Origin of the sequence: Photobacterium rosenbergii (assembly GCF_003026455.1) — a bacterium.
In the GTDB taxonomy this organism is placed as follows: Bacteria; Pseudomonadota; Gammaproteobacteria; order Enterobacterales; family Vibrionaceae; genus Photobacterium; species Photobacterium rosenbergii.
In genome coordinates this window covers 26,557-52,977 of record NZ_PYMB01000008.1, presented here as the reverse complement: position 1 = coordinate 52,977, position 26,421 = coordinate 26,557, and the positions used below count along the sequence as shown (strand labels likewise).

The window sequence follows — 26,421 nt, the reverse complement described above, 5'->3', positions numbered from 1 at the left end:
TAAAAGCTACAAAAAATTAATTAGCAGTATAGCGCTGCGCTTTGTCGCGGTAGCCATTAATACGATGCGGCGTGATAAGGTTTCGCTCATGGTCAAGCACATCACCGCCCAAGCTATCAGCAATACGCTGAACAGTTTGCAGCATCAAATTGAAGTTCTGATCAGCACGGCCAACCTCGCATGGCAGCATAAGGTAGAATGCTACCCCCGGCGTTTCAAAGCTTTCATTGCCACCTTCAGGGAAATGGGCCGGATGCACCATATTGGTCACCGAGAAAATAGCAGGCCCAGTACCCGCAGCATCTGCATGGCGGTGATACACCGAGTTTTCACCGAAGATCAGGTGGTTTTGTTCAAAAGCGTTAAATAGTCGGCTGCCACGGAACATCTCACCATTACGGGCGTGAACATTCAATACCAAGTAATCAGGTGGCAGCACTTCTTTCTCGACCTGCTGTTCCGGCTCTTCAACAGGCAGGCTTTGCTCAACAACTGGCTCTGAAACGGGTTCAATAACGGCTTCTTCCGTTCGTACCGTTTCTACCTCAACGTTAATTGGGGACTCAATCGCTACTGAAGCGGTAGCAATAGGTTCAGCGGTCTCTGGTTGCTGAGTCTCAGCTTGCGCAGGTTCTTCAAGCGTGACTTGCTCAGCGGTAGCAACATTTAGCACCGGCTCAACTTTTTCTGCCACCTTCTCTGTCGACTCTGGTGCCACAACTTTAGGGGCTGCCTGCTCTTGAGCTTGCGGTACAGGCTCTTGCTTTGGTGCTGCTACCGGTTTAGGTTCTGCAACTACAGGTTGTTCAACAACTTTTGGCTTGTCGACAACAACAGATGCCGGCTCTGGGGCAACCACTTGTTCGGGAGCGGGTGTCTCTACTGCAGTCATCGCTGGACTCGGTGCATTTTGCCCTTGGGTAGAAACTGAATCGTTGATGGCAGGGCCATCGAGTAATGGGTCAGCATCCAACTTTGCACCGAAGTGCAATTCGGGTTCTTTCCTTTCATGACGAGGTGCCTCGGCAACACTTGTATCAGAGCCCACCACTCTGACACTGCCTACACCATCTTTATCAAACCCTTCCGAATCTCGGGAAGACTTGTCCAACTTACCCAGTGGCTTCTCACCAAACTTTGCAGGTTTTTCTTTACGGCTACTCCATAGCCCATGAAGCAACAATCCTGCAATGGCAAGTGCACCGACAATAATAAGAACCAGACGCAATTCCTGCATACGAATACTCTGAATTAACTTGTAACCCATTACCGGGTAAATCAACATCTAGGTTACAGCCACTGCTCGCCAGTGGGTAACCTCTACTACTTAGCTTGTTACTTTTTATCATAGTCAGTCATACAGCTATGACAAAAAAGTGCAAATTAAAAAGCCAACTACAACCCTTCACTGAAGTAGTATACATCAGTCATTATGGACTTAACTTTACTCTAATGTATCAAAACTCAAATCAGAATGAGAAGGTGAAAGTCGTTATTCGTGCAAGATAGTGCTGCCGAGCACAAAAATGAACAAGCTTTGACCATTTTTGCTGTCATCAGAGCGTTCCCAAACGGCGTTAATTTGCTTATAGCTATTAATCACCGTTACTATCAGGCCAAGAATGATTACATCTTTATCCCATTTTCGACTTGCCAAGGAGCCTATATGCAATCTACCCGGCAGCCCCGCCCCCAGCTAACAGCCCCATTAAGTGGTGCCGGTTATTTCTTTCGTGGCATTTCACTGGCGACCCAACCTGGAACGCGTCGCTTTGTCCTCTTTCCTCTATTAATTAACATTGTGCTGTTTGGCACGGCCTTCGGATTGGTACTCAGTCAGCTGGGAACTTGGATTGATGGCTGGATGAATCAACTGCCAAGCTGGCTAGATTGGCTGTCTTACCTGCTGTGGCCTTTACTTGCTATCGCCACCCTAGTCACTTTCTCCTATTTATTCAGTACTATTGCCAACTGGATTGCAGCGCCATTCAATGGTTTGCTCGCTGAGCACCTAGAAGCCAAGCTGACTGGCCAAAAGGCCCCGGATACTGGGATCACCGGCGTCATGAAAGATCTCCCTCGGATCATGCACCGCGAGTGGATCAAGCTAAAGTACTACCTACCTAAAGCCATTGGGCTTTTCATCCTAATGTGGATCCCGGCTATTGGTCAGACTGTAGGCCCAGTTTTGTGGTTCTTGTTCAGTGCCTGGATGATGAGTATCCAGTACGCCGACTACCCGTTCGACAACCATAAGGTGCCATTTCCAGCCATGCGCGATGCCCTGAAAACTAAGCGCGGCACATCGCTAAGCTTTGGTAGCCTGGTAATGCTTTGCACCATGACCCCAATCCTCAACCTGTTCGTAATGCCGGTAGCAGTATGTGGCGCAACGGCTATGTGGGTTGACCATTACCGCGAGCAGCATAGAAATTACTAAATTAGGTCCTGGGTCCTGGGTCCTGGGTCCTGGGTCCTGGGTCCTGGGTCCTGGGTCCTGGGTCCTGGGTCCTGGGTCCTGGGTCCTGGGTCCTGCAGGATCTTTTAAAGCTATCTTTATCAAGTCAAGCTATTCGCTCTTCTCGCTTTTCTCAAAATCAGCTCCTCCTAGGAACTAGCCTCTGCTCTCCCAAGGACCTAGGACCATTTCTTCCCAGGACCAACTTCCACTGACATAAAGACTCACGCGAAACTTGTCGTATCCCACCTTAGTCCCTTGACCGTACATACTGTTGTTCCCATATAACAATAAGATATAACCACAAATTACTTTGCAAACCTCGTTTAGGGGTTATGCTTAACGTGTCTTATGTTTTTAAACGCGTTACGAAGGAACGACAACAATGAGCAAGATCTACGAAGATAACTCCCTGACTATTGGTAATACTCCGCTCGTTCGCCTTAACCGAGTAAGTAAAGGAAACGTCTTGGCTAAGGTTGAAGCCCGTAACCCGAGCTTCAGCGTTAAATGTCGTATCGGTGCCAATATGATTTGGGACGCCGAGAAGAAAGGTATTTTGAAAGAAGGTGTTGAGCTTGTTGAGCCAACAAGTGGTAACACAGGTATTGCTCTTGCGTTTGTTGCTTCTGCTCGTGGCTACAAACTAACGCTGACTATGCCAGAGAGCATGAGCCTTGAGCGCCGTAAGCTACTTAAAGCCCTAGGTGCAAACCTTGTTCTTACAGAAGCGCCAAAAGGTATGAAAGGCGCTATCGAAAAAGCTGAAGAAATTGTTGCTTCGAACCCAGACAAGTACCTTCTACTACAACAGTTCAACAACCCAGCCAACCCTGAAATCCACGAGAAGACAACAGGCCCTGAAGTATGGGATGCCACCGACGGTGAAATTGATGTCTTTGTTTCGGGTGTAGGTACCGGTGGTACGCTGACAGGTGTGAGCCGCTATATCAAGCAGCAAAAAGGCAAAGCCATTACTACAGTGGCAGTAGAGCCTACTGAGTCACCAGTTATCACTCAGGCCCTTAACGGCGATGAAATCAAGCCTGCGCCACACAAAATCCAAGGTATCGGTGCTGGCTTCATTCCTGGCAACCTAGATCTTGAATTAATTGATGAAGTTGAGCGCGTAAGCTCAGAAGATGCAATTGATATGGCACGTCGCCTGATGGAAGAAGAAGGTATCCTAGCAGGTATTTCTTCTGGCGCAGCAGTAGTAGCAGCAAACCGCATTGCTGAACGTCCAGAATTTGCAGGTAAAAATATCGTTGTTGTGCTACCAAGTTCAGGTGAGCGCTACCTGTCATCAGCACTGTTTGCCGGTATCTTTACAGAAAAAGAAACCCAACAGTGATCACACTTTCACATGTTGACGTAACGAATGTTACCCAAAAGCCTCCCTATGGGGGGCTTTTTTGTTGCATTTTGGCCGTAGCTTTAATATAAATCCGTTGTGTTTTATTTCTAGCTTCAAAATAAAGCGGTCAAAAAAAGGACGGCTAGAGGTTGGAACAGAGAGAAAAGTCACAAAAAATTGACTTGGATTAATCTCAAACACCGAACTGTTGGGTAGTTTATAATCCCAGATAGCGAGCTTAGCATAAACAGGTTAAGCTTACTTTCAGTTACGTTAATATTAAATAAATAATATCTATATCGGGGTGAAAAATGTATCAGAAGCAAGTTGAGATCACTGCAGAAAACGGTCTACACACTCGTCCAGCTGCTCAGTTCGTTAAAGAAGCTAAAGGCTTCGACGCTGACATCACAGTGACTTCAAACGGCAAAAGCGCAAGCGCTAAAAGCCTATTCAAGCTTCAGACTCTAGGTCTAGTAAAAGGCACAGTAGTAACTATCTCTGCTGAAGGTGCTCAAGCTCAACAAGCTGTTGACCACCTAGTTGCTCTAATGGACGAACTGCACTAATCCGCAGTCCGTTTATTACTTCCCCTAGTTTTAAGTCAATTTAAGGTAAGGCTATGATTTCAGGTATCCTGGCATCTCCTGGTATTGCTTTTGGTAAAGCACTACTACTGCAGGAAGAAGAGATTGTTCTAAACAAAGCTCCAATCGCTGCAGACCAAATCGAGAACGAAATTCAGCGTTTCTTCGATGCTCGAAAAAAATCTTCTGAGCAACTAGAAGTTATCAAAGAAAAAGCACGTGCAACCTTCGGTGAAGAGAAGGAAGCCATCTTTGAAGGCCACATCATGCTGCTGGAAGATGAAGAGCTTGAAGAAGAAATCATAGCCTTCATTAAAGACAACAATGCGTCTGCAGACCTTGCGATTCACTCAATCATCGAAGAGCAAGCATCTACGCTAGAATCATTGGATGATGAATACCTAAAAGAGCGCGCAACGGACATCCGTGATATCGGTAACCGCTTTGTGAAAAACGCACTGGGTATCAGCATCGTAAACCTAAGCGCTATCAACGAAGAAGTTATCCTGGTTGCTAACGACCTAACGCCTTCTGAAACTGCGCAAATCAACCTAGATTACGTTCTTGGCTTCATCACTGATATCGGTGGCCGTACGTCGCACACCTCTATCATGGCGCGTTCTCTAGAGCTACCTGCAATCGTAGGTACTAACGATATTACAGCTCAGGTTAAGAACGGCGACATGCTGATTCTTGATGCAATCAACAACACGATTGTTATCAACCCATCTGAAGCTGAACTAACCAAATTCAAAGCGATCCGTGACGCACACGTTGCCGAGAAAGAAGAACTGGCTAAGCTAAAAGACCTGCCAGCTATCACGCTTGACGGCAAGCAAGTGGAAGTTTGCGGTAACATCGGTACAGTTAAAGACTGTGACGGCGTTAACCGTAACGGTGGTGAAGGTGTTGGCCTTTACCGTACTGAATTCCTGTTCATGGACCGCGACGCACTTCCTACCGAGGAAGAGCAGTACGCAGCTTACAAAGAAGTTGCGGAAGCAATGCACGGCGAGCCAGTGATCATCCGTACTATGGATATCGGTGGTGACAAAGATCTACCGTACATGGATCTGCCACAAGAAATGAACCCGTTCCTAGGCTGGCGTGCGGTTCGTATCAGCCTTGACCGTCGCGAAATCCTACGTGACCAGCTACGCGGTATCCTTCGTGCATCTGCGCACGGTAAGATCCGTATCATGTTCCCGATGATTATCTCTGTTGAGGAAATCCGCGAACTGAAAGCTGCGATTGAAGAGTACAAAGCAGAGCTTCGTGCTGAAGGCCACGCGTTCGACGAAAACATCGAGATCGGTGTAATGGTTGAGACCCCTGCTGCAGCAGCGATTGCTCACCACCTAGCAAAAGAAGTTGAGTTCTTTAGTATTGGTACTAACGACTTAACCCAGTATACTCTTGCTGTTGACCGTGGTAATGAGCTGATTTCTCACCTTTACAACCCACTATCACCTGCTGTCCTAACTGTGATTAAGCAAGTTATCGACGCTTCTCACAAAGAAGGCAAGTGGACAGGTATGTGTGGCGAGCTAGCGGGTGATGAGCGTGCAACCCTACTACTACTAGGTATGGGTCTGGACGAATTCAGCATGAGTGGAATTTCGATTCCTCGCGTTAAGAAGATTATCCGCAACGCTAACTTTGCTGATGTTAAAGCAATGGCTGAGCAGGCGCTTGCTATGCCTACTGCTGCTGAAATTGAAGCTCACGTAGAAAAATTCATCGCAGAAAAGACCATCTGCTAATATAGCTGCAGATAGAATAAAAACGCTTAGGAGCAACGATATGGGTCTGTTTGACAAACTTAAGAAGCTGGTTTCTGATGACAACACTGAAGCTGGTGCTATCGAAATCATCGCACCACTTTCTGGTGAAATCGTAAACATCGAAGATGTGCCAGATGTTGTTTTCGCAGAGAAAATCGTTGGTGACGGTATCGCTATCAAACCTGCTGGCAACAAAATGGTTGCACCAGTAAACGGTACTATCGGCAAGATCTTCGAAACTAACCACGCTTTCTCTATCGAGTCTGACGACGGCATCGAGCTATTCGTTCACTTCGGTATCGACACAGTTGAACTGAAAGGTGAAGGCTTCACTCGCATCGCTGAAGAAGGCCAGACTGTTAAAGTTGGCGACACTATCATCGAATTCGACCTAGCACTTCTAGAAGAGAAAGCGAAGTCAACTCTGACTCCAGTTGTTATCTCTAACATGGACGAAATCAAAGAGCTGAACAAACTTTCTGGCGCAACAACTGTTGGTGAAACTCCAGTTCTTCGCATCAAGAAGTAAGATTGTCACAATCTTTGCCAAAAGCGCTGCCCTCGGGCGGCGCTTTTTGTTTATTGGAAGAACGGTTCTGTGGTCCTGGGTCCTGGGTTCTGGGTTCTGGGTTCTGGGTTCTGGGTTCTGGGTTCTGGGTTCTGGGTTCTGGGTTCTGGGTTCTGGGTTCTGGGTTCTACAAGCAGCTTTCGTTTATCGCTATGATACGTCAAGCACTTGCTTCTGCTTTTCCTAGGAACTAGGACCTGCTCTTCCTAGAACCGCCTTTCCTGATCTTCTAGAAACAAAAAATCCCCGATCAAAGATCGAGGATTCACTCAAAGTTTAGCTCCACAGGGCCTTAGGGCCATATAACCGCTTTTGCTTTTCCGTTCTTACAACGAATTCAACATCTCAACCGACGGGGCAAAGAAGTAAGCACCGGTTACAGCGGTAGTGAAGCGCAGCAGCTGGTCGGTCTTGCCGTCTGTGTGGCCGTACATGCTCTCTAGCATAGCTTTGAAGTTATGTTGGGTGTTGCAGTAGGCAATAAACAACAAGCCGTGGTCGCCGCTTACAGAGCCATATGGCAGGCTGTGGCGAACAATCTTAAGGCCCTTGCCTTCTTCTTTGATATCAACACGGCCTACGTGTGAGGCTGCTGGTACATCTTCAAGCTCTACAGAGTCTGGCTTGGTACGGCCAACCACTTTTTCCTGAGCTTGGATATTCAAACGGTTCCAAGCCGGTAGGTTGTGGACGAAACGCTGCAGCATCACAAAACTACCACCGGTAAAGTCACCTTCTTGGATCAAGGCTACATCCTGACGGGCTTCCAACGTTTTCGGGTTCTCGGTACCGTCGATGAAATCAGTCATATCACGGGAATCTAGGTATTTGAAACCATAGGTTTCATCCATGATTTCAACATGCTCGGCGATCGGTGAGATGAACTGGCGAAGCAGGTAGAAGTTCAGGTCGTGACGGCTTGAGTTAACATGAAGCAATACATCACCACCGGTTGCCGGTGCTGTCACTTTACCTTCACCTAGTGGTGTGAAGTCATCGAACTCTGCCGGCATGCCTTTTTCAAGTGATGCCCAAAATGTCTTACCAAACGCGATACTCGCTCGTAGCTCGGCACCCGGTTGTTGGTTATTGATCTCTTCAACCAATGTGTGGACTTGCTGACAGCGCTCAACAAGTGCCTTGTTTTCACCTGTTGCCTTCATAACAACATATAGTGCAAATGGTCCTGCTTCAGGCAAAATCAAAGGTTGTGCCGTAGCCATATTTTTCTCCTAATTTATTATCATTGCTGTACCAGCGTTATACTGCCTAAAGTATATCGATAATACAGCTCGGAAAATTGATCGTTATCAGCAGAGTGGGATTACATAATTCAAATCAATATGTGTCTTATAGAGATTTTCAATAACTTTAGCTACCACCTCAAGCATATTTCTGCCTCCTTACCGCCATTACTGAACGAAATAGACGCTGAAAAATGCTGAAATGTTCAACTTGTGTCTATTTTGACCTGCTAAGGTGGAGTAAAATTTATACAAACACAACACATTAGCTGATACCAATAACAAGGATTAGATCATGGAGACAGGTTCATCATCATTTCCGACCAAAGAGGTGGCTGGTACCCTTTATCAAGCCAAGCAAACACAGAAGCTGATAGATATCCATCAAAACAGTGCAAACAAGTTCGAAGATGATCCGAAAAAGGATCCTGACACTGTTGTGATCTCAGCCGACAACAAGGCCAAAACTCAGGAAGAGCGTTTGATCATCAAAAAGAAAGTGGCGGATGCCATCACCGATCACCGCCCCAAGCCAGATTTCTACAGCCAGAGCATTACCCCTGATCAGGGAACAGATAGCGGAAATATCCTTGATACCTCTGTGTAGTGTTTTCCTTTCTCTTGTCGTAAATGCAAAAAAGCCCGCATCGACTGCGGGCTTTTCAATTCGAGAAGTAGATAGAAACCTTATACCGACGTTACTTCCACCTGAAGCTTCACTTGCTGATCGCCGTTATTATCCAACCCTTCAAACATGGTTGGTGCATTCAAACCGGTAGAGAGCGTTGGAGACACCAATGTACGCCAACCGCCGTCATCAAGGCGCTCCTGAACTTTGAAGGCAATCTTCACTTCTTCCGCTGATACTTCCAGCAACTCTGCGCTGCCGACAAGTTCGCGACTATGATCTTCACTATCTATATTACTACCAAAGAAGACAGTTTCTTCTCCTGGCAATAGCGACAAAGATGTATTGACCGATTGCGTGCTTCCGGACTCACCGGTCAATTCGAAATTAACATCGAGTAGCCAATCGGCCATGGCTAACGGGCTTAGCAGTGCGCTGAACAGCACCAACCCTTTACCCCAATCATTCATTGTACTTACCTCTCTACGGGCTTGTCCGCGAATGTATTTCTGACCCTTGAGCTTCTGAGCAGGTACCCTCCTAGCCAGAATGTCAGCAGCAAGCTGATTGCCCGGGTCCAACTGAAGGCCCCGTGGGTCAACATCAGTTGGTACATTTGCAGAACACAATCTGTCGTAAAGCTCAGCAGCAGGATTCCCCTCCCGTGCAGCCATACGTAATTAATTAGTTTTTTGTTTTTATGTCGGTATCCGGCCATCCACATAAAGATAAGGGCCGGAAGGCCTAATAGCATTGCCAGATATAGGTTTTCTCGCAATGGATATAAAATCTCCAAGACTTGGGCCCCTTGCTGGCGGCTTGCGCCCGCCATGACAAAAATCACCCAGCCCTTGGCACTAAACAACCAGCACAGCCATAACATGGCAGATGGTTTCAACAAGCCATGCTTGTCGTAGGCGTCTATCGGATATAACACTCACTTTCCCCGTTTCTCACTGCTTAATATGCAATGGAGCTTTGCCTCTAGTATTTCAATAGCTAAGTTCGTTATTGGCAGCTATGGGCATAATTCAATTACTGGGGCCGATATAACAACACTGTTCAGTACTAGGCACACCTTAATCTATCTGCTCACAACTACCACCCAAAGAGGTAAATTCTGTGGTTCAACGCACTATTTGGGTGTTCGTCTTGTCGGAATGATCACGTTTTGTGGGATGAGATTGACGAAATTTCTAGTTTTATTACAAAAGTCACATCAGGAGTAAATATGTTCAACTTCCAGCAGTTTAGCTTAATAATCATTGAAATTCATGATGTTAATGAATATTAACGCAAATTACACCCTGTTCATATTTTATTCAGCTGATGTAAGATTCCTACCTCTTTAGGAGGGGATAATTACAGCAATGTGCCAAATCATGAAGGCACTGTATAATCTGGTCAAAGACCCATTCATAGGACAAACGATGGCCACCAAGAAGAGTCAAGGGACCCCTTCCCCAGAAACCCAAGCAGAAGCAATGAAGATTGCGCGAGCAACACAGAAACCCGGACAAAGCAAGGAACAAACCAAACTGATCGCCCAAGGGATCCAGCACGGTATCGAGCAATACAAAAAGCAGCAGAAAGCCAAATCCCGCGAGCGGGACAAGCTACGCAAGAAACAAGCAAGAGACAAAGTGCAAGACATAGAGCAAACCACTACCGACGTTCCTGCAGTAGAACAAGTGGTTGTGAGCAAGCAGCACTGGCTACCTTGGTTGTTGCTGGTTGTTTCTTGGATTGGATTTATTAGTTTCCTTCAACTCGGTTAACCATATAAGGAGTCATGGATGATCCAGCAACAAGGTTTTCGTTATATTCCTCTAGTCGCGCTTATGGCCATACTTACCGGTTGTGGCAGCCCAGATTCAGCCCATAGCAATGCCGTTAGAGTCAACCAAGTCTGCGGCGAGAAGCCAAACTGTGTCAGCACCTTGGATAACCGTGAAGAGCACGCCTTAGCCCCCTTTGAGCTCAATGAAACAGGGTTAGAGCAATGGGCAGATATCGAGCAACTCGCCCTCACCCTACCCGGCGCCTCCCTAGCCAAACGTACCGAGGAATACCTGCATATCGAATGCACCAGCACAGTATTCCGTTTTGTTGATGATTTTGAAGTACAGCGGCAATCAGGCCAACTTACCGTGCGTTCTGAATCTCGTACCGGATACTCTGATTTCGGTGTTAACCGCGAACGGGCAGAACAATTCCGAGCGCTATTGAATGAAGCAGGATATCTGAAGAAAAACTGATCCAGAGCAACAAAACAACTGTAAACAATTCTCATTTAGATCTAAAATCAAACTAGTTTCCTGATGGAAGATCGCTATGAGTATTGCCAGTTTTTTGTTATTCGGCATCCTAGGGTTCCTGAGCATGGTGTTGGTTAACCTTGTCGAGTCACTGTTACTCCCCGGCACCATGAACACTCTGACGCTGTGGGTTATTATCTACAGCCTTTGGCTCTTCTTGATTGCCTTGGGGGTATACCACTGGTACCGCGCCAAATAGCTTTCCAAGCAATAAAAAAGCCATGCTCGAGAGCATGGCTTTTGCTACATATACAACGAAATCTCGTTGCTAGATATTTTTGTCCTTGCCCAGCGACAATAGCCAGACACAAATCACAGCTACCGCAGCAAAACCAGACAGGATGATAACAGGCATGGCCGCATAGCCCAGTACATGCCAGAAGATCGATTCTAATGTACTCATTGTTGCTCCTTATCTGAGGCTTACTGCCAGCCTTCGATACCTGACATGTCAGGCAGTTTGTGGGCAATACCCTTGTGGCAATCTACACAGGTTTTGTCGCCGTTTGCCAGCGCCGTTGAGTGCTGCTTGGCACTGCGACTACCCTGCTCGGAAAAGTCCATGTACTCGAATTCGTGACAGTTACGACACTCCTGGGAATCATTTTCTTTCATCCGGTGCCATTCGCGGTTAGCCAAGTGGCTCCGCCGTGCCTCGAACTTCTCTTGGGTATCAATGGTTCCCATTGCGTGAGCCACCAACTCTTTCGAAGCCTGCACCTTACGCACAATTTTGTCGGTCCAGTTATGCGGTACGTGACAGTCAGAACAGATAGCACGAACACCAGAGCGGTTGGCAAAGTGAACGGTTTCACGGATTTCTTTGACAATCGGTGCGTGACAGCCAGCACAGAACTCTTCGGTGTTGGTCGCTTCCATACCGGTGTTGAATGCGCCCCAGAACAGCAAACCGCCCATAAAGCCCATGAACAACACCAGGCCGACCGCCACTTTACTCGGCGAGGAGAACCTGCGCCAAAATGCTTTCAATAGTTTCATCTTATAGCCCCTTTAGCACTGATGGCTATAATTAGCGCAACGCATCAACACGCTGGAAGTCATTTTCAACCAATGGCTTAGCATCAGCCTGTGGTACGTGGCACTGGAGGCAGAAGTAGCGTGCCGGTGACACATCAGACAACACCTGACCTTCACGCGGTGACTGGTAGTGAGTCACGCTGATCTTGGTTGCGCCCATTTCATTAGCGTTTTTCCAGCTATGGCAAGCCAGACACTTGTTGGCATTCTTCGATACTTCGTAGTTACGGATCGTGTGCGGAACCAAAGGTGGCTGGTAAACATAATCGCTGTCGATCGTGCCCTGATCACGAGGGAAACGCTTCATCGGATCCGCCGCTCGAGTCGCTTCCAGCTCGCTGGCACCACGTAGTGACTCAAGGCCACCGATACCACCCGGGTTGTGCAGCTCTTCTGCACTGTGTACAGCGCCAGCCAGCATCATGCCAAATGCTATTACTGCTAGAACTAATCGTTTCATTGTATTCTCCGCCTAGAGGCTAAATTCAGGTAAAGGTCGGGCTGCCCGGCAAAGTGCCAGACAACCAACCTCTTCAATTTGTTGCTATTTATACTTTGGTGATCTTCACAGGGCACTTCTTGAAGTCGGTCTGCTTGGAGAGCGGATCGGTCGCATCAAGAATCAACTTATTCACCAAAATACGGGCATCAAAGAATGGGATGAATACCAAGCCCGCAGGTGGACGGTTACGGCCACGGGTCTCAACACGGCAGCGCACTTCACCACGGCGAGAAGCAACCAGTACTTCATCACCACGACGTAGACCACGCGACTCAGCATCATCTGGGTGGATATAACACAGCGCATCTGGTACTGCTTTATAAAGCTCAGGAACACGACGCGTCATGGTACCTGTGTGCCAGTGCTCTAGAACACGGCCCGTTGACATCCATAGGTCATATTCTTCATCTGGCACTTCTGGTGCTGGCTCAAACGGTGCAAAGATGATGTTTGCCTTGCCGTCTTTATGGCCGTAGAAACGGAAACCTTCACCAGCTGGTACATAAGGGTCTGAGCCTTCAGCGAAACGCCATTGGGTCTCTTTGCCGTCAACCACCGGCCAGCGCAGGCCACGTACCTGATGGTATGTGTCGTATGGCGCCAAATCGTGTGCCTTGCCGCGACCAAATGCTGCATATTCTTCGAACAGGCCTTTCTGTACGTAGAAGCCCTGAGCTTTTGCATCATCGTTCAATGGCTGGGCTTCAGACATTGGGAACTTGTCGATCTGGCCGTTGCGGAACAGGATGTCGTACATGGTCTTGCCACGGTACTGCGGTGCTTTAACCAGTAGCTCTTCGCCCCACACTTCCTCAACCTTGAAGCGCTTGGAGAACTCCATGATCTGCCAAAGGTCAGACTTAGACTCGCCCTGAGTTTCAACCTGCTGGTACCATGCCTGGGTACGGCGCTCTGCGTTACCGTAAGCACCTTCTTTCTCTACCCACATTGCGGTTGGTAGAACAAGGTCAGCGGCTTGCGCTGTGGCTGTTGGGTATGGGTCTGAACAAACAATGAAGTTCTCTGGGTTACGGTAACCCGGTAGACGCTCTTCGTTAATGTTTGGACCGGCCTGCATGTTGTTGTTACACATTACCCAGTAAGCATTCATCTTGCCGTCTTTTAGCATACGGTCATGCAATACGGCGTGGTAACCCGGCTTCGGTGGAATTGTCCCTTCAGGCAGTTTCCAAATTTTCTCGGCAACTGCACGGTGCTTAGGATTCGCCACGACCATGTCAGCAGGCAGACGGTGGGCGAAAGTACCCACTTCACGCGCTGTACCACACGCAGATGGCTGACCTGTCAGGGAGAATGGGCTGTTGCCAGGCTGTGAGATCTTACCGGTTAGCAGGTGGATGTTGTAAACCAAGCTGTTCATCCACACACCACGGGTGTGCTGGTTCATACCCATGGTCCACAGTGACATCACCTTGGTGTTAGGATCTGCGTACTGCTTCGCTAACTCGATCAGCTTATCCTGCGATACACCCGACATTTCAGAGGCTTTCTCGACCGTGTACTCAGCAACAGAGGCCTTGTACTCTTCGAACGTCATCGCGTGCATTGCACCAGAGTTAGCGTTTTTCGCTTTCTGCTGGCGAGGGTCTTCGTCACGAAGGCCGTAACCGATATCGGTATCAGCACGCTTGAAGTTGGTGTGCTTGTTCACGAATTCCCAGTTAACCGCATCATTCTGGATGATGTAGTTAGCAATAAAGTTACCAATCGCAAGGTCGGTCTGTGGCTCGAAGATCATGCCATTGTCAGCCAACTCGAATGAGCGGTGGTAGTAAGTCGATAGCACGTTAACTTTAACGTGTGGGTTGCTCAGGCGGCGATCAGTCAAACGGGTCCACAATACTGGGTGCATCTCCGCCATGTTCGAGCCCCAAAGCACGAACGAATCTGCATTTTCAAAGTCATCATAACAACCCATCGGCTCATCGATACCAAAGGTACGCATGAAGCCAACAACCGCAGACGCCATACAGTGACGGGCATTCGGGTCGATGTTGTTAGAACGGAAGCCCGCCTTCATCATTTTCGATGCCGCATAGCCTTCCATTACCGTCCACTGGCCAGAACCGAACATGCCGACACCAGAAGGGCCGTGCTTCTTCAGGGCTTCTTTCCACTTCTCAGCCATCACGTCAAATGCCTGATCCCAAGATACTGGCTGGAAGTCACCATCTTTATGGAATTTACCATCTTTCATGCGCAGCATAGGTGTCTGTAGACGATCCTTGCCGTACATGATCTTCGATAGGAAATAACCCTTAATACAGTTCAAGCCTTTGTTAACGGCAGCTTCAGGATCACCCTGAGTCGCAACCACACGGCCATTCTGCGTACCAACCAGTACTGAACAACCTGTACCACAAAAACGACAAGGCGCTTTATCCCACTTAATTTTGGTTTCGTCAGAACTAACAATTAAGTTAGTTGCTGATGCTGGCAGCGAGATCCCCGCTACGGCTGCTGCCGATGCAGCGGCGTTTGCTTTCACAAACGCACGTCTTGTCATTTTCATGAATCTTCCTCAGATTGCGAGTCGAACTGTTCGATTTGGTGATACACTAAAAACGTGGTTAAAACGTGTTCTAAATTATTGATTTTATCTATTGTGTCAGTCACATAGCCCTGGTTTTCGGTTTCCAGAACCACTACGACCTTCCCTTCTTCACTGTCGCCGTATATTTCTGCATTCGGCATTGCTGCGATCTGCTCTTTGACAGAGGCCAGATATTCCGGCTTTACATGAACAACCAAGCTGGAAATGTGTACTTCTTGTAATGCCATCGCTAATTCTCTTCGTTATTGTGATTCACCATGGTGATCGCCGATGTCGGGCAAACCGACACACAACCGCCACATCCTGTGCAAACTGAGGTATCCAGTTCCGGGCGGGCAACGCCGCCCAATTGCAGTTTGAACCGAATCGCCATCACTTCGCAGGCATCGCCACAGCTTCGACACTCAATATTCTGGTGGGCCAGGCAACCCTCATTAACCTGTGCCACCAAAGGCCATGGCTGCTCTGATTGCGGCTGAAACAACGGCTCGGGACAAGCCTCTGCACAGCGGTAACAGAATGTGCACTCACCACGCTGAAAGTCGACGGTAGGGAAACCTCCGTCGCCTTTGGCAATAATTTGTGTTTCACATGCATTGATACACTTGTTGCACCGGGTACAGGTATCGGTGAAGGTTTCTTCATCGACCACCCAGGGCATTCGCTGCAGGTCAGGCTTGCGACGCCGCGTCAACAACCGACGACGGGAACGATCAAACATTGACTCAATCCTTCGTAAAATATTATTAATAAATAGTGATTACGGGCAGCAGCTTGGCTATATAAAACAAGGCGTACCAATTAACAGCCAAAATGAATTACAACAAATATTCACAAGCTGTCATTTTTTTACACGACAAGTGTAAATCCCGTAATAAATGCTTAAATACCTAGTAAGGGCTAATTAGGGGCTAAATTTGTCTTGGATCAATAAATTCAAATGCGTGCCCTCTCAGTATAAAAAAGCCAAGTTTTCTTTGAAGCGGCTAGCATTTATCTCAATTGCATTGAAAATCACCATTCCGTCTATTAAATATAGACCAGACTTAAACAGAAAAACGTTTTCTCCTTATCTTTAAGATAACGATTTAAAAGGAAAATCTGTGAAAAATAGGCCTCTAAAGCCCGTCACTACAACGATTGCCAGAGCCATGCTCGCAATCTTGCTTCTTTCTGTGGTTACCACCAGCTTTGCCCTGCTCACCCTTGCATCAAGTTTGAACGATGCCGAAGCAGTCAATGTATCCGGATCATTGCGGATGCAGAGCTACCGTTTGGCCTACGATATCCAAACCCAGTCCCCCCATCTGGAAGCTCATTTGGATATGTTCGAAAAGTCCTTATTCTCGCCTTCCATGGCAGCATTGGAACACTGGACGGTACCGACCAACATCAAGATGCACTACTACAACCTGATCGGCCGTTGGGAAGATCTGCACCCCTTATTGCATGATGGCAACGAGCGGTTATTTCTCAGCGAAGTAGCGAAATTTGTCGACCGGATCGACCAATTTGTCTACGAGTTACAAGAGTTTTCGATCATTAAACTGCAGGTATTATCTGTGGTTGGCGGGCTGGGTTTGAGCCTGATCCTTATCGCTGCACTGTTCACCATCCACTTTACCCAGCGTAAGATCGTCACCCCACTCAACCAGATGGTGACCGCCAGCGAACAAATCCAGGAAGGGAAGTTCGACCTTACGCTCGATGTCAAAAGTGACAACGAACTGGGTATCCTCGCCGGCACATTTACCACCATGGCGACAGAGCTCGGCAAGCTGTACCGCAACCTCGAAATGAAAGTCGACGAGAAAACCCGGCGCCTACGCCAAGCCAATGACTCGCTGCAGGTCCTCTATGATTGCTCGCAAGAACTCTCGCAAAGTCGCCTGAGCACCAAAAACTTTGCGGTGATGCTGGAAACTTTGCTTGATATTGAAGGACTGACGGCAGCCAAGCTAATCATCGAAGAAAGCAGCGGCAACAACACCGAAATCACCGCAGGCGAGCCATCTGGAAATAACTGGCACTACCATGACCTTGAGCTCGACGGCCAAGTACTCGGCCAACTGTGGTGGCAAGACACCCTGCCATGCCCCGACAAAAGTTTGATAGAGAACATTTCCCGTACCTTGGCCAGAGGGATCTACTACAATCGCGCCCAGAAACAATCAGAGCAATTATTATTGATGGAGGAGCGTGCTACGATTGCACGTGAACTTCACGATTCTTTGGCACAATCACTGTCTTATCTCAAAATCCAAGTTACTCTGCTAAAAAGGCAACTTGGCCAAGGTGATCAGCAACAGACGATGGCGATCATCAGTGATATTGATCATGGGCTATCAGGGGCTTACACCCAGTTAAGGGAGTTATTGAGCACGTTCCGCCTGACAATCAAAGAAGCAAATTTTGGTGAAGCATTGGTAGAGATGCTAAAACCATTGGAAGAGCAGAGTAACGCTTTGCTGATCATTGATAACCAACTTTCATCACTGAGTTTGGATGCCCATCACCAGGTGCACTTATTGCAACTGATCAGGGAAGCAGCGCTAAACGCAATCAAACATGCCCAGGCAGATGAAATCATTGTTACCTGCCTGCAAGAGTTGGATACCGTCACTATCACTATCAGCGATGACGGAATAGGTTTTAACCCGGCCGATGAAAAGCTTAATCATTATGGCCTAGCAATTATGACCGAGCGGGCATCACGCCTTCACGGTACACTGGAAATTAATACAACCAAGGGCACTGGCTGCGAAGTCACCCTTCAATTTCAGCCCGAATCCCAAGGATAACAATATGACGTGTTGGAAAATTATGATTGTTGATGATCACCCGTTAATGCGCAGGGGGATCAGCCAACTTCTCAGCTTTGAAAACGATTTCGAGATGGTTGGTGAAGCCAGTAACGGTGCTGATGCCGTACTGCTAGCTCAGGAGAAAGAACCCGACTTGATCCTGCTTGACCTCAATATGAAAGGCATGTCTGGTCTAGATACCCTCAACGCAATGCGCGCCGAAGGGATCCAGGCACGAATTGTCGTATTGACCGTTTCCGATAGCCGCTCCGACGTTAAGGCGTTGGTCAACGCCGGCGCTGATGGCTACCTGCTAAAAGACACCGAGCCGGATCAACTTATTGCCCTACTCAAAGAAGCGATGAGCGGTGGTCAGGCTTTCAGTGATCTGGTCCGCGAGTACCTGGCTGACAGTGCCGAACAGGACTCACTACTCGATACCCTGACCGACCGTGAGATGCAGATCCTCAAAGAAGTGGCAAAAGGTTACCGCAACAAACAGATTGCCGATAACCTGTTCATTTCAGAGGCTACGGTAAAGGTTCATATGAAGAGCTTGCTGAAAAAGCTGCAGGTTAAATCAAGGACCGCTGCCACAGTGCTTTACTTGGAATCACAAGGCCAGTAATGGGAAAATCTGGGGCTCTAGCCGTTTTACTGTCAGGAATGGTGCTAGCGGGGTGCAGTACCTCGCCCCTGCTTGTTGATGCTAGCCGTGTGGTACTAACTTGGGATGCCAATGATATACAAAATACCTGTGAAAGGCGGGGAACACTTATCGGCTCACAGGGGAGTTGGTACAACTATTGGTTTATCAGTGACAGGGATTTGACCCAAGGTGCGCTGAACCAACTGCGTAACCAAGCGGCGGCTCTGGGAGCCAATACGGTTTCACTTTATAGCCCGCCAGACTTTTCGACGTCTGTGACCTTAATAGGCAATGCCTACTACTGCCAATAAATATGGACATAAAAAAACCGCACGAGTGCGGTTTTTTTATTAACTCGAGACGGAAGAGATAATATCCCTTTCTTTCGATTCAACCCAGTGAACATCAAAGGGTCCCCAGTCGCTTAACTGGTAGTAGCCGTCATTATGACGTTTACCGTCTTGGATAAAAGCCAACTCAATGCCAAAACCTGGCAGGGCTTTGAGAACATCCTGAATGGTACGACGTGGCCAACCGGTAATTTCAATCAGCTTAGGAACATTGGGACGATCTAGCTGCTCCACAAGCAAAGCAAGATAAAGACGACGGGCAAAAACCGGATTCAATTCCATTGAGACCTCCATAATTTGAGGTTTTTATTATTCCGACTTCTGCTGGCAGGGTGTTGAGTTTGATCAATATGAGGGAGGATTTCCCTGTTTTGGTCGTTATTTTCAGTGATCACGGTCTCAAAATTTCATAACGTGTCATTACCGAAACAAAAAAGACATGTTTAAACAACAACTTGAAATATCACACAAATATTCTCATCCGTGTAATAACGAAAAGGCACAATCACAATTGTGCCTTCATAAACAGTGCGTTAGCTCATTGAATTAAAAACTATAGCCTGCAGTCACCATAAATACCCATGGGTCGATATCTGTACTGATCTTCTGTGCATCGCCTTGGTATTTAAATTTCACATCGGTGCTGATATCGGCATACCACACCGAAGCCCCAAAGAACCAGCTATCCTTCACCTGGTAATCAATACCTACATTGGCAGCAAGACCCCATGAATCTTCCAATTTTAGATCGCTCAGCTCTGCACCTTCGCCTGTGCCGTTAAAGTCTTCGTTAAAGAATGTGGTGTAGTTCAGTCCAGCACCGACGTACGGGCGGAACTTGCTAGCGCTGTCCATAAAATAGTACTGCAGCATCAGTGTCGGTGGCAGATGCTCAATCTCAGCAATTTTACCAACACCGTTTAACGAAACACTATGCCTGAACGGGGTTGCTGCCAACAGTTCAACACTGATGTTATCTGTGAGCATGTAGCCCACAGTGATGCCTAGTTGGGTGTTTGAATCAATGCCAAACTCACCAAGGCCAATTACATCATCACTGCTTTCGTTTGGAACAACCGTTGCCGTACCGGCACGAACAAGAATGTCACCTTGCTTGTGTGCCATAGCCTGAGGAGCAGCCATGATTGCGGCTAGGATAGCGACGGTATATAGATTCTTTTTCATTATTATTGACTCCATTCCTTTTGAATCCCGACATAGGGGAAAAATTGGGCTTCACGTTAAGCGGAGCAAAATGTAACCATTTGGAAACACAACCGTATTGATTGAAATCAATTTATAAAAATTAGTGACAACAAATAACTTTTGATACAGATCAATTACTTACATTAGCTGCATTGCACGAGACAAATGTGTAGCAGGAAGTGTTACCTAATCCACCCAAAAAGATTTATCTGACTCGCAGAAATGCTCTCTTATCAAAAATAAGCAACGCAAGTGTTAGCACTTTTTTGTTACTTATAAATATGCTCACAGACACCTATCAGTACTCACACTCAACACTTGTCACCTATACTTTGGGCAAACCTGCCATCTGTTGAAGGAGCCGCTATGACCCCTGCTTTCTGGTGCATTATCACCATGATCTTAATTAACTATTTATTGGCAGGTGTCGGTGGGTGGCTGACTGTCCGGCAGACTGGTAAGCTCGATATCAACCAGCCACGCATCCAAGATCGCGAGCTTACCGGGGCTGCCTCAAGGGTTAAAGCGGCCCAAGCCAATGGTTGGGAGATCCTATCGGTATTCTCAAGCTGTGTATTCATTGCCCATCTGGCAGGGGTACCCGCCCATGAATCTGCCCTCCCCGCCTACCTCTTTATCATCAGCCGGGTACTTTACTTCATTTGCTATGCTTTCAAGCTCAGCCCATGGCGTACCATCGTTTTTGTGCTGGGGATCTTGGCGAATATGTGGCTGATTAAACTGGCTATCCACTATGGCGGTTGAATCCGTTGCACCCCATGTCTATTCCCGCTATAAAGAGAGACCAAGTTCACAAAATAAGTCAGCCAGAATAATTATGAGTACAATTGCTTACGGCATCAAAAACTGCGACACCATCAAAAAAATGAAGAAGTGGCTAGAAGCCGAAAACATCGAATATACCTTCCATGACTACCGCGCCGACGGTCTTGACCGTGGCATGCTAGAGCTATTTGAAGCCGAACTGGGTTGGGAAGCCATGGTCAACAAGCGCGGTACGACATACCGCCAGTTGAGCGACGAGCAAAAAGCCGGCCTTGACCAGCAAAGCGCTATCGAATTGATGCTGGAGCACCCGGCAATGATCAAGCGCCCGCTGTTGGTTCATAACAACAGCTACCACTTGGGCTTCAAGCCTGCCCAATACCAAGAAATCTTCCAAACGAATTAAGAAAGGATACAAGGATGTCAGATAGCCCGGTTCTCGCTCTGGCGAAAGACTTTATTAGCCGCCAGTCAGTGACCCCTGAAGATGCTGGCTGCCAGGACGTGATGATCGAACGCCTGGAAAAACTCGGTTTTAACATCGAAACCATGGTGTTCGAAGATACCACCAACCTCTGGGCCCGCCGCGGCACGGAAGCCCCGCTATTTGTCTTTGCCGGCCATACCGATGTGGTACCCGCCGGTAACCTTGATAAGTGGCATACTGCACCTTTCGAACCAACCATTATCGACGGCTACCTACATGGCCGTGGGGCGGCTGATATGAAAGGTTCGCTGGCCTGTATGATTGTGGCCATTGAGCGCTTCCTTGCCGAGAACCCTGATCATAAAGGTTCTATCGCATTGCTGATCACCTCGGACGAAGAAGGCCCGTTTATCAATGGTACGACCCGTGTAATTGACACACTGGAAGCCCGCAATGAAAAAATTGACATGTGTATTGTCGGTGAGCCGTCAAGCACTCATGCAGTTGGCGATGTGGTGAAGAACGGTCGCCGTGGTTCGATTACTGGTGATGTTAATATCAAGGGGACGCAGGGCCATGTCGCCTACCCGCACCTTGCGGATAACCCAGTACACCGTGCTATGCCGGCATTGGCTGAATTGGCTGCGACAACATGGGACAATGGCAATGCCTACTTCCCACCGACCAGTTTCCAGATCGCAAACTTGTCTGCCGGCACTGGCGCATCGAATGTGATCCCGGGTGAGTTCCACGTCCAGTTCAACTTCCGCTTCAGCACCGAGCTGACAGCCGATGATATCAAGCGCAAGGTCCACTCAGTGCTCGATGCCCACGGCCTTGACTATGAGCTAACCTGGACTTTCAGCGGCCACCCGTTCCTGACCGATGAAGGTAGCTTGCTTGATGCTGTCGTGGAGGCAATTGAGGAAGTCAACCACAAGAAGCCAGAGTTGCTGACCACTGGTGGGACATCCGATGGCCGCTTCATTGCCCGCACCGGTGCGCAGGTTATCGAACTTGGCCCGGTCAATGCGACGATCCATAAGGTCAATGAGTGTGTAAAAGTGGCGGATTTGGAAAAACTGACCGACATGTACCAAAAAGTGATGGAAAAAGTCCTTTAATGGTTAACCACCCGACCCAAGCCCGGCAGCACACTGCCGGGCAACTCACCGGGCAAGAGACCAGCCACCTGGCCTCGCTAGCCCCCGATGGCGGGCATCCTTTTGTCCACCAGCAAATGCTCCCCGCCTTCGAAGCATTAAAAGAGGCAGCGAATAAAGCCGGCTTTGATCTCCAGATCGCCAGTGCTTTCCGCCCCTTTGAACGCCAGTTGCTAATCTGGAACAACAAATACCTCGGCAAGCGGCCGCTGCTAGATAGCGATAGCCAACCACTTGACCCCAGTTCACTGACCGATCTTGAAAAAATTCACGCCATCATGCGTTGGTCTGCCCTACCCGGTGCAAGCCGCCACCACTGGGGGACAGATATCGATGTCTACGCAGCAAACTGCCTGCCGGAAGGCGTACAACTGCAACTTGAGCCCTGGGAATACCAAACCGGAGGCCACCAAGCCGAGTTTAGCCAATGGCTAAACCACCATATGGCACGCTTCGGCTTCTACCTTCCTTACGCCGAAGATCGCAATGGTGTCGCCTGTGAACCCTGGCATATCAGCTACTTCCCAGTTAGCAAATATTTACTTTCACAGCTCACTCCTGACCTGCTCAAGCGCACACTTAGCCAATCTGAGCTTGCAGGAAAGTCGCACATCCTAGAAAACCTTGATAGTCTTTATACTAGGTACATAGAGAATATCTGTGAGGTGTAAATGGAATGGCTACTCAACCCGTGGGTTATCAGCATCATCGTCGTCAGCGTGGTGGTTAGTAACATTGCGGCGCTGAAATACACCGCTAACATGAAATTTGGCTACAAGGACAAAGTCAAATACATGTACGACAAGAACAAGCGCGAACAAGAACTTGATGAACTGATCGAGAAACAAGCGGCTAACGACGAAAACCAAGAGTTGAAGAAACTCAAAGATCAGGCGTGAACTACTCAGCGACAGCATAGCTGATCACTGAGCTTCTAAGGTGGCTAATCAGCCGCCTTGTCTATTTCCTCAGATCCCAAAGGCAACTTTACCAATGCAAAGACTTTCGTTTTAACGCCTAATTTTTGCTGAGTATTGGGTGATTTACTCGCCCTGACGACCGTTCCATTCGCCATTAAATCTAACTCACCTTTTCTTTCCACCGCTATTGCAGAAGAGTAGTCACGGTCACTGGCTAGACCACAACGAGTACAGGTGAAATATCTGTCCTTTAACGTCAATTTATGGTGCTGACCGCAACTTGAGCACACACCCGTTGTGCGCTCAAAGCGCCCAATTTCATGATGAATACCACCTCTTAATTCAACCTTGTACCTAGTCAAACCTGAGATTAGCCCCATGATATTGTCAGCGACCATTTTACCGTTAAATCTCTGCATACCCGCCACATTCAAATCTTCAAACACTACAATATCGCTTTCGTTGGCTATCCGATGAGCGGTCTTGTGTGCGAAGTCCATTCGCTTTCTAGCTATTGAACCGTGGAGATTATTTAGACGGGATTTAGCTTTCTTCCATCTAGCTGAGCCTTTCTTTTTCCTAGAAAGCTGTCGCTGTAATCTAATCAGTTTTTCTTTTTCTACTTTTAAATACTTTGGTTATCAACAACAAGACCATTAGAGCCTACAACCGTTTGTTTTGAGTTTATGTCATACCCTGCAATGCTTTGGAGTAGCTTTTTTGCTTCATCGCACTCAACCTCTTGGGTTAGGCTTACTTCCCATTTTCCGTGGCGCAACTGCACCGTTGCTGTCTTAATATTGCTCACTAGACTACGATGCAGAACTATAGGTACAGCACCGACTTTAGGAAGAGTGATGTTGCCATTCTCAACCCTAATGCAGTTGTTGTTGTTCACGGAGCGGTAGCTATCGTTGTGAAGTTTCTTAACTCGATAGCTCACTTTAAATTTTGGAAACTTTTGGTGGGACTCTTTGGATGTCCCTTTGCTTAAAGCCGAATCCAGATCGCGAGCGACCTGCTGTGCTGCGCCTGAATCAAAGGCTTTAACCCATGAGAATTCAGGCAATTTCTTTATATCTTTAATTTTTGAAGCCATTTCTTTATAAAAAACGAACGTTTTGTCGGCTTCATATTGACGTTGATTCTCAGACAGTAGGTAGTTCCACAACCCACGAGCGTATGAGCCAAACTCTATGAGTTTAGCCTCTTGCTGGATGGTTGGCTTCAGCCTGTAGTTGTATCTGAGAGTCTTTTTCATACACTGTACATTAACACAGTGTTTTGAGGTGTCAAATATGGAGTATCAAAAGAACTCACATTGTAAGTTTCTGATTGCACTACACCATATTTTAGTCGTTAAGTATCGAAAACGGCTGTTAGATGGCACTTTGGGTGTTGTTATCAAAAACGCATTACTTGAACTATCTCAAAGATCTGGGTTTAGCATTGAGCAGATGGAAGTTGACCAAGATCACATACATATTCTGATGACCATCTCGCCTCGCTATTCTGTGAGCCAGCATGTTAGAAGAATTAAACAACACACCACCAAAACTGTATGGCAAACCAACGACAGTTAAGTCACCATTTCTGGAAAGAGAAGACGTTTTGGTCAGATGGTTATTTTGTTTACTCTGTTGGAAATGCTAGTGCTGAAATCGTGACGAAATACATTGAGAATCAGGGCTAGGCGATTCATCCCAGCGACAGCAAGCTGATCACTGGGTTTTCTCGCCCACACCTATAAAAAAACGAGAGCATCTGCTCTCGTTTTTTTATATCTAACTCAATTAAGCACGTGGGAGGTAATTAGCAATACCTACCCACTTGTAACTTGTCAGCTCTTCCAGTCCCATTGGGCCACGAGCGTGTAGTTTCTGAGTCGATACTGCCACTTCAGCACCTAGGCCAAACTGCGCACCATCGGTAAAGCGAGTCGACGCATTGACATAAACTGCCGCTGAACCTGCCGCATTAACAAAGCGCTCTGCCGCCATCAAGTCATTGGTCATGATCGCATCAGAATGGCTAGCATTGTGCTTGCGCATGTGGGCGATGGCTTCTTCCACATCCTTAACGATCTTAACGCCAAGTGTGAAGCTCAACCATTCAGTGTCGAAGTCCCCTTCAGCCACACGGCGCAGGCTGGCGGCCTTGCCTTCAAGCAGTTCATAGGCAGCTTCGTCAGCGACCATGTCCACATTGCTGGCATTAAGGCGTTCTGCCAAACGAGGTAGAAAGGCTTCAGCAACCTGCTCATTAACCAGCAAGGTATCCAACGCGTTACAAGCCGATGGACGCTGTACCTTGGCATTTTCTACCACATCAAGACTACGGGACAGATCTGCCGTTGCGTCAACATAGACATGGCTGATACCAAAGCCACCGATGATCACCGGAATGGTGCTATTTTCCTTACACATCTTATGCAAGCCAGCACCACCGCGCGGAATAATCATATCCACATACTGATCCATCTTCAGCAATTGGGAAACCAGCTCACGGTCTGGTTTTTCAATGTACTGTACCGATGCTGTCGGCAGGCCGGCTTTCTCAAGCGCTACCTGAATCACTTTGACCAGCTCCATATTGGAATGGAAGGTTTCACGGCCACCGCGCAGGATACTGGCGTTACCGGTTTTCAGGCATAGTGCTGCAATATCAATGGTGACATTCGGGCGCGCTTCATAGATTACGCCTACAACACCAAGCGGAACACGGCGGCGGCTCAGGCGCATACCGTTTTCCAGCACCTTGCTGTCTAGCTCGGCACCAACCGGATCATTTAGGCTGATCACATTGCGCACGTCATTGGCAATTCCCGCCAAACGTTCAGCATTAAGCAATAGACGGTCAACCAACGCGTCTGTCATGCCTGCTTCTTTTGCCGCGGCGATATCTTTGGCATTAGCTGCCAAGATCACTTCTTGGTTGGCTTCCAGTTCATCGGCAATCACGGCCAATGCACGGTTTTTCTGTTCGGTTGCTGCCGTTGCCAGTTCAAAAGCAGCCTGCTGCGCCGCTTGGCCCATCAGTTCAAGATTCATGTTCTTT

The 26,421-nt window shown here is 47.7% G+C and carries 32 protein-coding genes and 1 pseudogene; 18 read left to right on the top strand and 15 right to left on the bottom strand.

What is annotated here, in order from left to right:
* Positions 1–16: 16 nt before the first annotated feature.
* The gene (zipA, locus tag C9J01_RS16765) at positions 17–1,285 is read right to left on the bottom strand and encodes a cell division protein ZipA (RefSeq protein WP_237156995.1); all 1,269 of its coding nucleotides are present in this window, start codon (positions 1,283–1,285) and stop codon (positions 17–19) included.
* Between the two features lie 381 nt (positions 1,286–1,666).
* On the opposite strand from zipA, the gene cysZ reads away from it, so the two are divergent.
* From cysZ to crr, 5 genes are all read left to right on the top strand, one after another.
* Positions 1,667–2,440, top strand: a complete 774-nt coding sequence (gene cysZ, locus C9J01_RS16760) for a sulfate transporter CysZ (protein WP_107299397.1) — start codon at positions 1,667–1,669, stop codon at positions 2,438–2,440.
* Between the two features lie 403 nt (positions 2,441–2,843).
* The gene (cysK, locus tag C9J01_RS16750; RefSeq protein ID WP_107299280.1) at positions 2,844–3,812 is read left to right on the top strand and encodes a cysteine synthase A; all 969 of its coding nucleotides are present in this window, start codon (positions 2,844–2,846) and stop codon (positions 3,810–3,812) included.
* Between the two features lie 314 nt (positions 3,813–4,126).
* Positions 4,127–4,384 carry a phosphocarrier protein Hpr gene (ptsH, locus tag C9J01_RS16745; protein WP_007466533.1) on the top strand — a complete coding sequence of 86 codons (258 nt, stop codon included), beginning with the start codon at positions 4,127–4,129 and terminating at the stop codon, positions 4,382–4,384.
* A 53-nt stretch (positions 4,385–4,437) separates the two neighbouring features.
* The gene (gene ptsI, locus C9J01_RS16740; RefSeq protein ID WP_107299279.1) at positions 4,438–6,165 is read left to right on the top strand and encodes a phosphoenolpyruvate-protein phosphotransferase PtsI; all 1,728 of its coding nucleotides are present in this window, start codon (positions 4,438–4,440) and stop codon (positions 6,163–6,165) included.
* Between the two features lie 40 nt (positions 6,166–6,205).
* Complete coding sequence (gene crr / locus C9J01_RS16735) at positions 6,206–6,715, top strand: PTS glucose transporter subunit IIA (RefSeq protein WP_039460662.1); 510 nt, start codon at positions 6,206–6,208, stop codon at positions 6,713–6,715.
* Positions 6,716–7,080: 365 nt separating this feature from the next.
* On the opposite strand, the gene C9J01_RS16725 is transcribed toward crr, so the two are convergent.
* A complete protein-coding gene (locus C9J01_RS16725) occupies positions 7,081–7,977 on the bottom strand; it encodes a Dyp-type peroxidase (RefSeq protein ID WP_107299277.1) in 897 nt (298 codons plus the stop codon).
* Positions 7,978–8,293: 316 nt separating this feature from the next.
* Here C9J01_RS16725 and C9J01_RS16720 point away from each other — a divergent pair, with 316 nt between their 5' ends.
* Positions 8,294–8,605 carry a hypothetical protein gene (locus C9J01_RS16720; RefSeq protein WP_107299276.1) on the top strand — a complete coding sequence of 104 codons (312 nt, stop codon included), beginning with the start codon at positions 8,294–8,296 and terminating at the stop codon, positions 8,603–8,605.
* Between the two features lie 80 nt (positions 8,606–8,685).
* Here the strand turns inward: C9J01_RS16720 and C9J01_RS16715 are convergent, their stop codons facing one another.
* Together C9J01_RS16715 and C9J01_RS16710 are read right to left on the bottom strand one after the other, a co-directional pair.
* Positions 8,686–9,096 (bottom strand): hypothetical protein, encoded by a 411-nt coding sequence (locus tag C9J01_RS16715; RefSeq protein WP_107299275.1) that lies wholly within the window; start codon positions 9,094–9,096, stop codon positions 8,686–8,688.
* Positions 9,097–9,101: 5 nt separating this feature from the next.
* On the bottom strand, positions 9,102–9,563 hold the full coding sequence (locus C9J01_RS16710; protein WP_107299274.1) for a DUF2919 domain-containing protein: 462 nt from the start codon (positions 9,561–9,563) through the stop codon (positions 9,102–9,104).
* A gap of 493 nt (positions 9,564–10,056) precedes the next feature.
* Here C9J01_RS16710 and C9J01_RS16705 point away from each other — a divergent pair, with 493 nt between their 5' ends.
* From C9J01_RS16705 to C9J01_RS16695, 3 genes are all read left to right on the top strand, one after another.
* Positions 10,057–10,404: a DUF2956 domain-containing protein gene (locus C9J01_RS16705; RefSeq protein ID WP_107299396.1), complete on the top strand. Its 348-nt coding sequence runs from the start codon at positions 10,057–10,059 to the stop codon at positions 10,402–10,404.
* 63 nt (positions 10,405–10,467) lie between these two features.
* Positions 10,468–10,884 (top strand): DUF1499 domain-containing protein, encoded by a 417-nt coding sequence (locus tag C9J01_RS16700; protein WP_107299395.1) that lies wholly within the window; start codon positions 10,468–10,470, stop codon positions 10,882–10,884.
* A gap of 76 nt (positions 10,885–10,960) precedes the next feature.
* The gene (locus tag C9J01_RS16695) at positions 10,961–11,143 is read left to right on the top strand and encodes a hypothetical protein (RefSeq protein WP_107299273.1); all 183 of its coding nucleotides are present in this window, start codon (positions 10,961–10,963) and stop codon (positions 11,141–11,143) included.
* A gap of 69 nt (positions 11,144–11,212) precedes the next feature.
* Here C9J01_RS16695 and C9J01_RS16690 read toward each other — a convergent pair whose 3' ends face one another.
* From C9J01_RS16690 to napF, 6 genes are all read right to left on the bottom strand, one after another.
* A complete protein-coding gene (locus tag C9J01_RS16690) occupies positions 11,213–11,347 on the bottom strand; it encodes a TIGR02808 family protein (protein ID WP_107299272.1) in 135 nt (44 codons plus the stop codon).
* A 20-nt stretch (positions 11,348–11,367) separates the two neighbouring features.
* On the bottom strand, positions 11,368–11,943 hold the full coding sequence (locus tag C9J01_RS16685) for a NapC/NirT family cytochrome c (protein ID WP_107299271.1): 576 nt from the start codon (positions 11,941–11,943) through the stop codon (positions 11,368–11,370).
* 31 nt (positions 11,944–11,974) lie between these two features.
* Positions 11,975–12,406: a nitrate reductase cytochrome c-type subunit gene (locus C9J01_RS16680; protein WP_370577310.1), complete on the bottom strand. Its 432-nt coding sequence runs from the start codon at positions 12,404–12,406 to the stop codon at positions 11,975–11,977.
* A gap of 124 nt (positions 12,407–12,530) precedes the next feature.
* Positions 12,531–15,017 carry a periplasmic nitrate reductase subunit alpha gene (gene napA, locus C9J01_RS16675; protein ID WP_107299269.1) on the bottom strand — a complete coding sequence of 829 codons (2,487 nt, stop codon included), beginning with the start codon at positions 15,015–15,017 and terminating at the stop codon, positions 12,531–12,533.
* Positions 15,014–15,286, bottom strand: coding sequence for a chaperone NapD (locus C9J01_RS16670; protein ID WP_107299268.1), 273 nt, complete (start codon positions 15,284–15,286; stop codon positions 15,014–15,016). Before C9J01_RS16670 ends, napA begins: the two co-directional genes overlap by 4 nt.
* 2 nt (positions 15,287–15,288) lie before the next feature.
* Complete coding sequence (gene napF / locus C9J01_RS16665; protein WP_107299267.1) at positions 15,289–15,780, bottom strand: ferredoxin-type protein NapF; 492 nt, start codon at positions 15,778–15,780, stop codon at positions 15,289–15,291.
* Positions 15,781–16,162: 382 nt separating this feature from the next.
* On the opposite strand from napF, the gene narQ reads away from it, so the two are divergent.
* The 3 genes from narQ to C9J01_RS16650 are packed head-to-tail and all read left to right on the top strand — an operon-like array spanning position 16,163 to position 18,823.
* Complete coding sequence (gene narQ / locus C9J01_RS16660; protein WP_107299266.1) at positions 16,163–17,860, top strand: nitrate/nitrite two-component system sensor histidine kinase NarQ; 1,698 nt, start codon at positions 16,163–16,165, stop codon at positions 17,858–17,860.
* Between the two features lie 4 nt (positions 17,861–17,864).
* Positions 17,865–18,491 (top strand): response regulator, encoded by a 627-nt coding sequence (locus tag C9J01_RS16655; protein WP_107299265.1) that lies wholly within the window; start codon positions 17,865–17,867, stop codon positions 18,489–18,491.
* A complete protein-coding gene (locus tag C9J01_RS16650; protein WP_237156993.1) occupies positions 18,491–18,823 on the top strand; it encodes a DUF4156 domain-containing protein in 333 nt (110 codons plus the stop codon). Before C9J01_RS16655 ends, C9J01_RS16650 begins: the two co-directional genes overlap by 1 nt.
* 39 nt (positions 18,824–18,862) lie before the next feature.
* Here the strand turns inward: C9J01_RS16650 and C9J01_RS16645 are convergent, their stop codons facing one another.
* Both C9J01_RS16645 and ompW read right to left on the bottom strand, forming a co-directional pair.
* On the bottom strand, positions 18,863–19,144 hold the full coding sequence (locus tag C9J01_RS16645) for a winged helix-turn-helix domain-containing protein (protein WP_107299264.1): 282 nt from the start codon (positions 19,142–19,144) through the stop codon (positions 18,863–18,865).
* A 264-nt stretch (positions 19,145–19,408) separates the two neighbouring features.
* Complete coding sequence (gene ompW, locus C9J01_RS16640; RefSeq protein WP_107299263.1) at positions 19,409–20,047, bottom strand: outer membrane protein OmpW; 639 nt, start codon at positions 20,045–20,047, stop codon at positions 19,409–19,411.
* Positions 20,048–20,434: 387 nt separating this feature from the next.
* Between ompW and C9J01_RS16635 the strand changes: the two genes are divergently transcribed.
* From C9J01_RS16635 to C9J01_RS16615, 5 genes are all read left to right on the top strand, one after another.
* The gene (locus tag C9J01_RS16635) at positions 20,435–20,833 is read left to right on the top strand and encodes an MAPEG family protein (protein WP_107299262.1); all 399 of its coding nucleotides are present in this window, start codon (positions 20,435–20,437) and stop codon (positions 20,831–20,833) included.
* A gap of 73 nt (positions 20,834–20,906) precedes the next feature.
* On the top strand, positions 20,907–21,260 hold the full coding sequence (locus C9J01_RS16630; RefSeq protein ID WP_107299261.1) for an ArsC family reductase: 354 nt from the start codon (positions 20,907–20,909) through the stop codon (positions 21,258–21,260).
* A 14-nt stretch (positions 21,261–21,274) separates the two neighbouring features.
* The gene (gene dapE, locus C9J01_RS16625) at positions 21,275–22,405 is read left to right on the top strand and encodes a succinyl-diaminopimelate desuccinylase (RefSeq protein ID WP_107299260.1); all 1,131 of its coding nucleotides are present in this window, start codon (positions 21,275–21,277) and stop codon (positions 22,403–22,405) included.
* Positions 22,405–23,115: a M15 family metallopeptidase gene (locus C9J01_RS16620; RefSeq protein WP_107299259.1), complete on the top strand. Its 711-nt coding sequence runs from the start codon at positions 22,405–22,407 to the stop codon at positions 23,113–23,115. Before dapE ends, C9J01_RS16620 begins: the two co-directional genes overlap by 1 nt.
* Positions 23,116–23,343, top strand: coding sequence for a DUF2897 family protein (locus tag C9J01_RS16615; RefSeq protein WP_107299258.1), 228 nt, complete (start codon positions 23,116–23,118; stop codon positions 23,341–23,343).
* Between the two features lie 44 nt (positions 23,344–23,387).
* Here C9J01_RS16615 and C9J01_RS30045 read toward each other — a convergent pair whose 3' ends face one another.
* Entirely contained in the window at positions 23,388–23,969 is a 582-nt protein-coding gene (locus C9J01_RS30045; protein ID WP_272898727.1) for an RNA-guided endonuclease InsQ/TnpB family protein, read from the bottom strand.
* 20 nt (positions 23,970–23,989) lie between these two features.
* Positions 23,990–24,625, bottom strand: coding sequence for an RNA-guided endonuclease InsQ/TnpB family protein (locus C9J01_RS30040; protein ID WP_272898726.1), 636 nt, complete (start codon positions 24,623–24,625; stop codon positions 23,990–23,992).
* 37 nt (positions 24,626–24,662) lie between these two features.
* Here C9J01_RS30040 and tnpA point away from each other — a divergent pair.
* A pseudogene (gene tnpA, locus C9J01_RS16605) lies at positions 24,663–25,057 on the top strand (IS200/IS605 family transposase).
* A 100-nt stretch (positions 25,058–25,157) separates the two neighbouring features.
* On the opposite strand, the gene C9J01_RS16600 reads toward tnpA, so the two are convergent.
* Positions 25,158–26,414: a glutamate-5-semialdehyde dehydrogenase gene (locus C9J01_RS16600; RefSeq protein ID WP_107299257.1), complete on the bottom strand. Its 1,257-nt coding sequence runs from the start codon at positions 26,412–26,414 to the stop codon at positions 25,158–25,160.
* Between the last annotated feature and the right edge of the window lie 7 nt (positions 26,415–26,421).

Excerpts from the sequence above, each read along its gene's own strand:
- cysK (WP_107299280.1), top strand. The coding sequence starts at position 2,844 with ATGAGCAAGATCTACGAAGATAACTCCCTGACTATTGGTAATACTCCG.
- ptsH (WP_007466533.1), top strand. The coding sequence starts at position 4,127 with ATGTATCAGAAGCAAGTTGAGATCACTGCAGAAAACGGTCTACACACT.
- C9J01_RS16650 (WP_237156993.1), top strand. The coding sequence starts at position 18,491 with ATGGGAAAATCTGGGGCTCTAGCCGTTTTACTGTCAGGAATGGTGCTA.
- ompW (WP_107299263.1), bottom strand. The coding sequence starts at position 20,047 with ATGAAAAAGAATCTATATACCGTCGCTATCCTAGCCGCAATCATGGCT.
- C9J01_RS16600 (WP_107299257.1), bottom strand. The coding sequence starts at position 26,414 with ATGAATCTTGAACTGATGGGCCAAGCGGCGCAGCAGGCTGCTTTTGAA.
- napA (WP_107299269.1), bottom strand. The coding sequence starts at position 15,017 with ATGAAAATGACAAGACGTGCGTTTGTGAAAGCAAACGCCGCTGCATCG.
- C9J01_RS16715 (WP_107299275.1), bottom strand. The coding sequence starts at position 9,096 with ATGAATGATTGGGGTAAAGGGTTGGTGCTGTTCAGCGCACTGCTAAGC.
- C9J01_RS16695 (WP_107299273.1), top strand. The coding sequence starts at position 10,961 with ATGAGTATTGCCAGTTTTTTGTTATTCGGCATCCTAGGGTTCCTGAGC.
- C9J01_RS30040 (WP_272898726.1), bottom strand. The coding sequence starts at position 24,625 with ATGAAAAAGACTCTCAGATACAACTACAGGCTGAAGCCAACCATCCAG.
- C9J01_RS16700 (WP_107299395.1), top strand. The coding sequence starts at position 10,468 with ATGGCCATACTTACCGGTTGTGGCAGCCCAGATTCAGCCCATAGCAAT.
- cysZ (WP_107299397.1), top strand. The coding sequence starts at position 1,667 with ATGCAATCTACCCGGCAGCCCCGCCCCCAGCTAACAGCCCCATTAAGT.
- C9J01_RS16655 (WP_107299265.1), top strand. The coding sequence starts at position 17,865 with ATGACGTGTTGGAAAATTATGATTGTTGATGATCACCCGTTAATGCGC.
- C9J01_RS16615 (WP_107299258.1), top strand. The coding sequence starts at position 23,116 with ATGGAATGGCTACTCAACCCGTGGGTTATCAGCATCATCGTCGTCAGC.
- C9J01_RS16645 (WP_107299264.1), bottom strand. The coding sequence starts at position 19,144 with ATGGAATTGAATCCGGTTTTTGCCCGTCGTCTTTATCTTGCTTTGCTT.
- C9J01_RS16635 (WP_107299262.1), top strand. The coding sequence starts at position 20,435 with ATGACCCCTGCTTTCTGGTGCATTATCACCATGATCTTAATTAACTAT.
- C9J01_RS16670 (WP_107299268.1), bottom strand. The coding sequence starts at position 15,286 with ATGGCATTACAAGAAGTACACATTTCCAGCTTGGTTGTTCATGTAAAG.
- crr (WP_039460662.1), top strand. The coding sequence starts at position 6,206 with ATGGGTCTGTTTGACAAACTTAAGAAGCTGGTTTCTGATGACAACACT.
- C9J01_RS16630 (WP_107299261.1), top strand. The coding sequence starts at position 20,907 with ATGAGTACAATTGCTTACGGCATCAAAAACTGCGACACCATCAAAAAA.
- napF (WP_107299267.1), bottom strand. The coding sequence starts at position 15,780 with ATGTTTGATCGTTCCCGTCGTCGGTTGTTGACGCGGCGTCGCAAGCCT.
- ptsI (WP_107299279.1), top strand. The coding sequence starts at position 4,438 with ATGATTTCAGGTATCCTGGCATCTCCTGGTATTGCTTTTGGTAAAGCA.
- C9J01_RS16685 (WP_107299271.1), bottom strand. The coding sequence starts at position 11,943 with ATGAAACTATTGAAAGCATTTTGGCGCAGGTTCTCCTCGCCGAGTAAA.
- C9J01_RS16705 (WP_107299396.1), top strand. The coding sequence starts at position 10,057 with ATGGCCACCAAGAAGAGTCAAGGGACCCCTTCCCCAGAAACCCAAGCA.
- C9J01_RS16620 (WP_107299259.1), top strand. The coding sequence starts at position 22,405 with ATGGTTAACCACCCGACCCAAGCCCGGCAGCACACTGCCGGGCAACTC.
- C9J01_RS16680 (WP_370577310.1), bottom strand. The coding sequence starts at position 12,406 with ATGATGCTGGCTGGCGCTGTACACAGTGCAGAAGAGCTGCACAACCCG.
- C9J01_RS16690 (WP_107299272.1), bottom strand. The coding sequence starts at position 11,347 with ATGAGTACATTAGAATCGATCTTCTGGCATGTACTGGGCTATGCGGCC.
- zipA (WP_237156995.1), bottom strand. The coding sequence starts at position 1,285 with ATGTTGATTTACCCGGTAATGGGTTACAAGTTAATTCAGAGTATTCGT.
- C9J01_RS16720 (WP_107299276.1), top strand. The coding sequence starts at position 8,294 with ATGGAGACAGGTTCATCATCATTTCCGACCAAAGAGGTGGCTGGTACC.
- C9J01_RS16725 (WP_107299277.1), bottom strand. The coding sequence starts at position 7,977 with ATGGCTACGGCACAACCTTTGATTTTGCCTGAAGCAGGACCATTTGCA.
- dapE (WP_107299260.1), top strand. The coding sequence starts at position 21,275 with ATGTCAGATAGCCCGGTTCTCGCTCTGGCGAAAGACTTTATTAGCCGC.